A 6512-nucleotide genomic window follows, 5' to 3' on the forward strand; every position below is an offset into this window, starting at 1 on the left:
AAAATGACAACCCAGGCTGTTTCTGGTCGCCGTTATTTCACTAAAGCGTGGCTGATGGAGCAAAAATCGCTGATCGCTTTACTGGTGCTGATCGCGATTGTCTCTACCATGAGTCCGAACTTTTTTACCGTCAATAACCTGTTCAACATCCTTCAGCAAACCTCCGTTAACGCCATTATGGCGGTGGGGATGACGCTGGTGATCCTGACATCGGGTATCGACCTGTCTGTCGGCTCCCTGATGGCACTTACCGGTGCGGTAGCGGCATCAATTGTCGGTATCGAAGTCAACGCGCTGGTAGCCGTTGCTGCTTCGCTGGCACTTGGTGCGGCGATTGGCGGTCTGACCGGCATGATTGTGGCGAAAGGACGCGTGCAGGCATTTATTGCGACCCTGGTCATGATGCTGCTGCTGCGTGGCGTGACGATGGTGTACACCAATGGTAGCCCGGTTAATACCGGTTTTACGGATAACGCCGATCTGTTTGGCTGGTTCGGTATTGGTCGTCCTCTCGGCATTCCAACGCCGGTCTGGATCATGGGTATTGTCTTCCTCGCTGCCTGGTACATGCTTCATCACACACGTCTGGGCCGCTATATCTATGCGCTGGGCGGGAATGAATCAGCAACGCGCTTATCCGGGATTAGCGTTAATAAAATCAAAATCATTGTCTATTCATTGAGCGGTCTGCTGGCCTCGCTGGCAGGCATTATCGAAGTTGCGCGTCTCTCTTCTGCACAGCCAACGGCGGGCACGGGGTATGAGCTGGATGCTATCGCCGCCGTGGTACTGGGCGGAACCAGTCTGGCCGGTGGCAAGGGGCGTATCGTCGGGACGCTGATCGGTGCACTCATCCTTGGCTTCCTGAATAACGGCTTAAATTTGTTAGGTGTTTCTTCTTATTACCAGATGATCGTCAAAGCAGTGGTGATTTTGCTGGCGGTACTGGTCGACAACAAAAAGCAGTAATAATGACACTACAGGACATCTTAAATATGAACATGAAAAAACTGGCAACTCTGGTTTCTGCTGTTGCACTGAGTGCGACGGTCAGTGCAAACGCGATGGCGAAGGATACTATTGCGCTGGTGGTCTCTACGCTAAATAACCCTTTCTTTGTCTCTCTTAAAGATGGCGCACAGAAAGAAGCGGACAAACTGGGCTATAACCTGGTCGTACTGGATTCACAGAATAACCCGGCCAAAGAGTTAGCTAACGTTCAGGATTTAACGGTTCGTGGCACCAAAATCATGCTGATTAACCCAACGGATTCTGATGCAGTCGGTAACGCGGTTAAGATGGCAAATCAGGCAAACATTCCAGTTATTACGCTGGATCGTCAGGCTGCCAAAGGCGACGTTGTCAGCCATATTGCATCCGATAACGTGCTGGGCGGCAAAATCGCCGGAGACTATATTGCCAAAAAAGCAGGCGAAGGCGCGAAAGTCATTGAGCTTCAGGGAATTGCCGGTACTTCTGCCGCGCGTGAGCGTGGTGAAGGCTTCCAGCAGGCCGTTGCTGCCCACAAATTTAACGTTCTGGCCAGCCAGCCTGCCGACTTCGATCGCACTAAAGGTCTGAACGTTATGCAGAACCTGCTGACCGCACATCCTGATGTCAAAGCGGTATTTGCGCAGAACGACGAAATGGCACTGGGCGCACTGCGTGCCCTGCAAACCGCCGGTAAATCTGATGTGATGGTTGTCGGATTTGACGGTACGCCGGATGGCGAAAAAGCGGTAAATGATGGCAAACTGGCTGCAACTATTGCCCAGTTACCGGAACAGATTGGCGCGAAAGGTATCGAAACGGCAGATAAAGTGCTGAAAGGTGAAAAGGTCCAGGCAAAATATCCGGTTGATCTGAAGCTGGTTATCAAACAGTAATTTATAAAAGCAGGACGTGCGCCATCCATCTGGTGGCGCATGTTAAGGGACACTCCGGATATGAAAACAGCAGGCAATCTCGTCGTCCTCGGCAGCATTAATGCCGATCACATTCTTAATCTCAATACTTTCCCGACACCTGGTGAAACCGTTATTGGTAACCAGTATCAAATTGCGTTTGGCGGTAAAGGTGCGAATCAGGCGGTGGCCGCCGGACGTAGCGGAGCCAATATCGCGTTTATTGCCTGTACCGGAGATGATGACACCGGGGAACGCATTCGCACGCAGCTGATTAGCGATAACGTAGACATTGAGCCAGTCAGCACTATTGCGGGCGAATCCACCGGTGTCGCGCTGATTTTCGTCAACGGCGAGGGGGAGAATGTGATCGGGATCCATGCGGGTGCTAATGCGGCCCTCTCACCTTCTCTGGTTGAGGCTCAGCGAGATCGTATTGCGCAGGCGTCAACGTTACTAATGCAACTCGAATCACCTATTGAAAGCGTACTGGCGGCGGCAAACATCGCGCATCAGCATCAAACGACCGTGGTATTGAATCCTGCGCCTGCACAGGCATTACCCGATGAGCTGTTGACGCTGGTCGACATTATTACCCCTAACGAAACCGAAGCCGAAAAGCTTACCGGAATTAATGTCCGGAACGACGAAGATGCAGCGAATGCGGCGCAGGCGCTTCACGAAAAAGGCATTAAAACGGTCATTATTACCCTCGGCAGCCGCGGTGTCTGGGCGAGTGTTGAAGGTGAAGGTCAACGCGTTGCTGGATTTCACGTCGAAGCGGTCGATACCATTGCCGCAGGTGATACTTTTAATGGCGCACTCGTCACCGCGCTGCTGGAAGACAAACCGATGGCAGATTCGATTCGTTTTGCACATGCGGCGGCGGCGATTGCGGTTACGCGAAAAGGGGCGCAGCCATCTGTACCGTGGCGTGAAGAGATTGACCTGTTTTTACGTCAACAGGGGTAATCAGTGGCGACAATGAAGGACGTTGCCCGCCTGGCGGGCGTATCCACCTCAACGGTTTCTCACGTCATCAATAAAGACCGTTTTGTCAGTGCAGCCATCACTGACAAAGTGGATGCTGCAATAAAATCACTAAACTATGCTCCTTCCGCGCTGGCGCGTAGCCTCAAACTGAATCAGACCCGGACCATCGGAATGCTGATTACCGCCAGTTCTAACCCTTTTTATTCCGAACTGGTACGCGGTGTTGAACGCAGCTGTTTTGAACGCGGTTACAGCCTGGTATTGTGCAATACCGAAGGTGACGAGCAGCGAATGAATCAGAATCTTGAGACGCTGATGCAAAAGCGCGTTGATGGATTACTGCTGCTGTGTACTGAAACCCATCAGCCTTCACAGGCGATTATGCAGCGCTATCCTTCGGTCCCTACCGTAATGATGGACTGGGCACCTTTTGATGGTGACAGCGATCTCATTCAGGATAATTCATTACTGGGCGGCTATTTAGCGACTCAACATCTGATTGACCGGGGCTATACGCGGATTGGTTGCCTCACCGGGCCGCTGGACAAAACGCCTGCCCGCCTGCGTCTTGAGGGATACCGTAAAGCCATGCGTCGGGCCGCGCTTTCTGTTCCTGAAGGCTATGAAATTACCGGGGACTTTGAGTTTGGCGGTGGTTTTGCCGCCATGCAGCAATTACTTGCGCATCCGTCTCCGCCTGATGCGGTATTTGCCGGAAATGATGCCATGGCCGTAGGCGCGTATCAGGCGCTTTATCAGGCTGGCAAACGCATTCCGGACGATATGGCGATTGTGGGGTATGACGATATTGAACTGGCGCGTTATATGACCCCGCCGCTCACCACCATTCATCAACCGAAAGATGAGCTGGGCGAGCTGGCCATTGATGTGCTTATACATCGTATGGCTCAGCCCGATCAACAGCAGCAGCGGGTTCAGCTTACGCCAGAGCTGGTGGTTCGCGGCTCGACGCGCGATTAATGGCGTTCTTTTGTCAGGTTTCTTCCATCTTTAGGGCGCAGCAACATAAATACCGCTGCCGAGGCGACAGTTAATGCGCCCATGGTAATAAAGGTATAGTGAAACTGCTCTACCGTATTGGCATTATCAAACCCTTCATAGAACCGCAGCACCGCCGCGCTCACTGCTACCCCCAGACTTATTGATAATTGCTGCGTTACGGCCAGCATGCTGTTACCACTACTGGCATTCTCGTCGGTCAGATCGGCAAGCGTAATGGTATTCATCGAGGTAAACTGCGTCGACATCGCCATTCCCAGAATGAAGAGTGGGATGAGCATTATCCAGATCGGATACGCGGGAGACTGTAGCGAGAACTGGGCAATCATCAGCCCGATAAAGACGGTCACGCCAACCAACGTACGGCGATAGCCCAGACGTCGCAGCACCTGAGTGACCATTGATTTTGCCAGAATAGAGCCGATAGCCGTGGGAGCCATCATACAACCCGCGATAAGCGCCGGATAACCAAAACCGACCTGTAACATCAGCGGCATCAGAAAAGGAACGCAGCCTGTTCCCAGACGCGTCGCCAGATTTCCGGCAATACCGACGGAAAAAGTACGCGTTTTAAACATTGGCAAAGCAATCAGTGGATTGGGATGTCGACGGGCATGGCGAACGTAACTTAATAACAGAACAACACTCAGCGCCATAATCGCCAGCGCAATCCACGTCGCTACGATCTTTTCACCAAACAGCTCCATGCCGCTGGAAAAGAGCACCAGTCCCAGTCCAAACAGTAAAAAGCCGGCCATGTCAAAACCTCGGCGAGGTGTTGTAAAGTTCGGCATATATTTGCGTGCATAAAGCAGACCGGCGATACCAATCGGGATATTAATCAGGAAAATCCAGTGCCAGCTTGCCCACGTTACCAGCACTCCGCCAAGCATTGGGCCAAGTATGGGGCCAACCAGGCCCGGCATAGTGACAAAGTTGAGAACCGGTAAAAGCTCGCTACGCGGATAAGCGCGTAGTAACGCGAGGCGAGCCACGGGCATCATCATCGCGCCGCCAATCCCCTGAACAATACGGAAGATGACCAGCATCGTGAGTGAGTTGGAAAGCGCGCAGGCTAGCGAGCCAAGCGTGAACAGGCTGACCGCAATCATGAACACTAAGCGCGTGCCAAAGCGATCTGCCAGCCAGCCGCTAACCGGGATCAACATCGCGACGGTCAGGGTATAACTGATGATGGTTGATTGCATAGCAAGAGGTGAATGGTTAAGACTTTGCGCAATGGCAGGAAGGGCGGTATTCAATATAGTCGCATCCAGCGCCTGCATGAAAAACGCCATTGCCGCAATCCATGGCAAACCGGCCATGCTGATCCCTTTTTTCCTGGTCATGCTTACTCCTTTATTATCTGCACACGATCTGGCGTATTGAGTAGCGCCTGACAGGCAGACAGTGCCCGATGACCATCGCTGTCCTGAATGGCATCAACAATCGCCTGATGCAAATCAAGTTTGATAACGTCGTTATGCGTAATAGATGTGAAGTAGATATGGTAGACCGACTGAAACAATGTCGCGAAGGAGATGAGAAAGGGATTACCACTCATCTTATAGATGTGTTCATGCCAGGCCATATCTACATCGATCCAGCGGTCGCGCTGAAAATGCTGCTTTAGTCCTGCCATCTCTTCCATTAATGAATTCAGTTGCGCTTTCTGTTCGGCACTCCCACAGGTTGCGGCGAGTAAACATGCCTGCGGTTCCAGGCTACTGCGCATAACCAGGAAATGTTGTACGACGTCCTGGAAGTTATCTTCTGTCATCCACCATGAAAGCAGTTCTTTATCGAGGAAGTTCCAGTTGCTTCGCGGCATAACGCGTGTACCAATACGCGGACGGGGTAATACCATTCCTTTTGCCGTTAACGTTTTAACCGCCTCTCGTACCGCAGTACGACTTACGCCATACTGTTCGCCGAGTTCAATTTCACCAGGCAGTATGCTCTCGGGGACATACTCCCCCTGTAAAATCTTCTGCGCCAGTTTCTCTGCCAGCACATATGAAAGGTTCTTTTGAGCAGCCAGCTGCTGGACACTTAACTTCATTACTGCTGTTCCTTAATCTTTTCTACGCCTTTTAGTATGCCATTAGTGTCGCAATACGATGATAAAAACAGCATCTGGAGCATTATCTGGTGTAATAGGCAGCGGTTTGGTGAAAAAAAACGCGCTCGGTAAATTATTTTAAATTTATGCTTGTCAACGCCGAAGAACTCCCTATAATGCGCCTCCACTGACACGGAACAACGGATTACAAACCGCCGGGTCAGCAGGGATTCCTCCGGGAATGCCGGCAGAGAAAAGCGAAAATAAATGCTTGACTCTGAATGAGGAAAACGTATTATACGGGACCTCGCAACGGTGAGCGAAAGCCGCGTTGCACTGCTCTTTAACAATTTATCAGACAATCTGTGTGGGCACTCGAAGATACGGATTCTTAAATGCCGAAAGGCAAAAAAGAAATACCAAGTCTCAGAGTGAACACGTAATTCATTACGAAGTTTAATTCTTTGAGCATCAAACTTAAATTGAAGAGTTTGATCATGGCTCAGATTGAACGCTGGCGGCAGGCCTAACAC

Annotated in this window: 7 protein-coding genes; 4 read left to right on the top strand and 3 right to left on the bottom strand. The window is 51.3% G+C overall.

Annotated elements, in window-relative coordinates:
• The first annotated feature begins 3 nt into the window (after nt 1-3).
• Genes rbsC through rbsR form a run of 4 tightly spaced genes read left to right on the top strand, consistent with a single transcriptional unit; the run spans nt 4 to nt 3878 of the window.
• Nucleotides 4-969 carry a ribose ABC transporter permease gene (gene rbsC / locus AC791_RS05435; protein ID WP_049839462.1) on the top strand — a complete coding sequence of 322 codons (966 nt, stop codon included), beginning with the start codon at nt 4-6 and terminating at the stop codon, nt 967-969.
• Nucleotides 970-995: 26 nt separating this feature from the next.
• Nucleotides 996-1886 (top strand): ribose ABC transporter substrate-binding protein RbsB, encoded by an 891-nt coding sequence (gene rbsB / locus AC791_RS05440; protein ID WP_049839463.1) that lies wholly within the window; start codon nt 996-998, stop codon nt 1884-1886.
• Between the two features lie 60 nt (nt 1887-1946).
• The gene (gene rbsK, locus AC791_RS05445) at nt 1947-2876 is read left to right on the top strand and encodes a ribokinase (RefSeq protein WP_049839464.1); all 930 of its coding nucleotides are present in this window, start codon (nt 1947-1949) and stop codon (nt 2874-2876) included.
• A 3-nt stretch (nt 2877-2879) separates the two neighbouring features.
• Nucleotides 2880-3878: a ribose operon transcriptional repressor RbsR gene (rbsR, locus tag AC791_RS05450; protein WP_148677761.1), complete on the top strand. Its 999-nt coding sequence runs from the start codon at nt 2880-2882 to the stop codon at nt 3876-3878.
• On the opposite strand, the gene mdtD is transcribed toward rbsR, so the two are convergent.
• The 3 genes from mdtD to AC791_RS20655 form a co-directional block, all read right to left on the bottom strand.
• On the bottom strand, nt 3875-5266 hold the full coding sequence (mdtD, locus tag AC791_RS05455) for a multidrug transporter subunit MdtD (RefSeq protein WP_049839466.1): 1392 nt from the start codon (nt 5264-5266) through the stop codon (nt 3875-3877). The two genes, rbsR and mdtD, sit on opposite strands and share 4 nt — an antisense overlap.
• A 2-nt stretch (nt 5267-5268) precedes the next feature.
• Entirely contained in the window at nt 5269-5979 is a 711-nt protein-coding gene (locus AC791_RS05460) for a FadR/GntR family transcriptional regulator (protein WP_049839467.1), read from the bottom strand.
• Nucleotides 5979-6512 (bottom strand): hypothetical protein (locus AC791_RS20655; protein WP_206742790.1); only part of this gene is annotated, 534 nt, incomplete at its 5' end. The genes AC791_RS20655 and AC791_RS05460, both read right to left, overlap by 1 nt.

Origin of the sequence: Klebsiella sp. RIT-PI-d (assembly GCF_001187865.1) — a bacterium.
GTDB lineage: Bacteria > Pseudomonadota > Gammaproteobacteria > Enterobacterales > Enterobacteriaceae > Superficieibacter.

Excerpts from the sequence above, each read along its gene's own strand:
- AC791_RS05460 (WP_049839467.1), bottom strand. The coding sequence starts at position 5,979 with ATGAAGTTAAGTGTCCAGCAGCTGGCTGCTCAAAAGAACCTTTCATAT.
- rbsK (WP_049839464.1), top strand. The coding sequence starts at position 1,947 with ATGAAAACAGCAGGCAATCTCGTCGTCCTCGGCAGCATTAATGCCGAT.
- mdtD (WP_049839466.1), bottom strand. The coding sequence starts at position 5,266 with ATGACCAGGAAAAAAGGGATCAGCATGGCCGGTTTGCCATGGATTGCG.
- rbsC (WP_049839462.1), top strand. The coding sequence starts at position 4 with ATGACAACCCAGGCTGTTTCTGGTCGCCGTTATTTCACTAAAGCGTGG.
- rbsB (WP_049839463.1), top strand. The coding sequence starts at position 996 with ATGAACATGAAAAAACTGGCAACTCTGGTTTCTGCTGTTGCACTGAGT.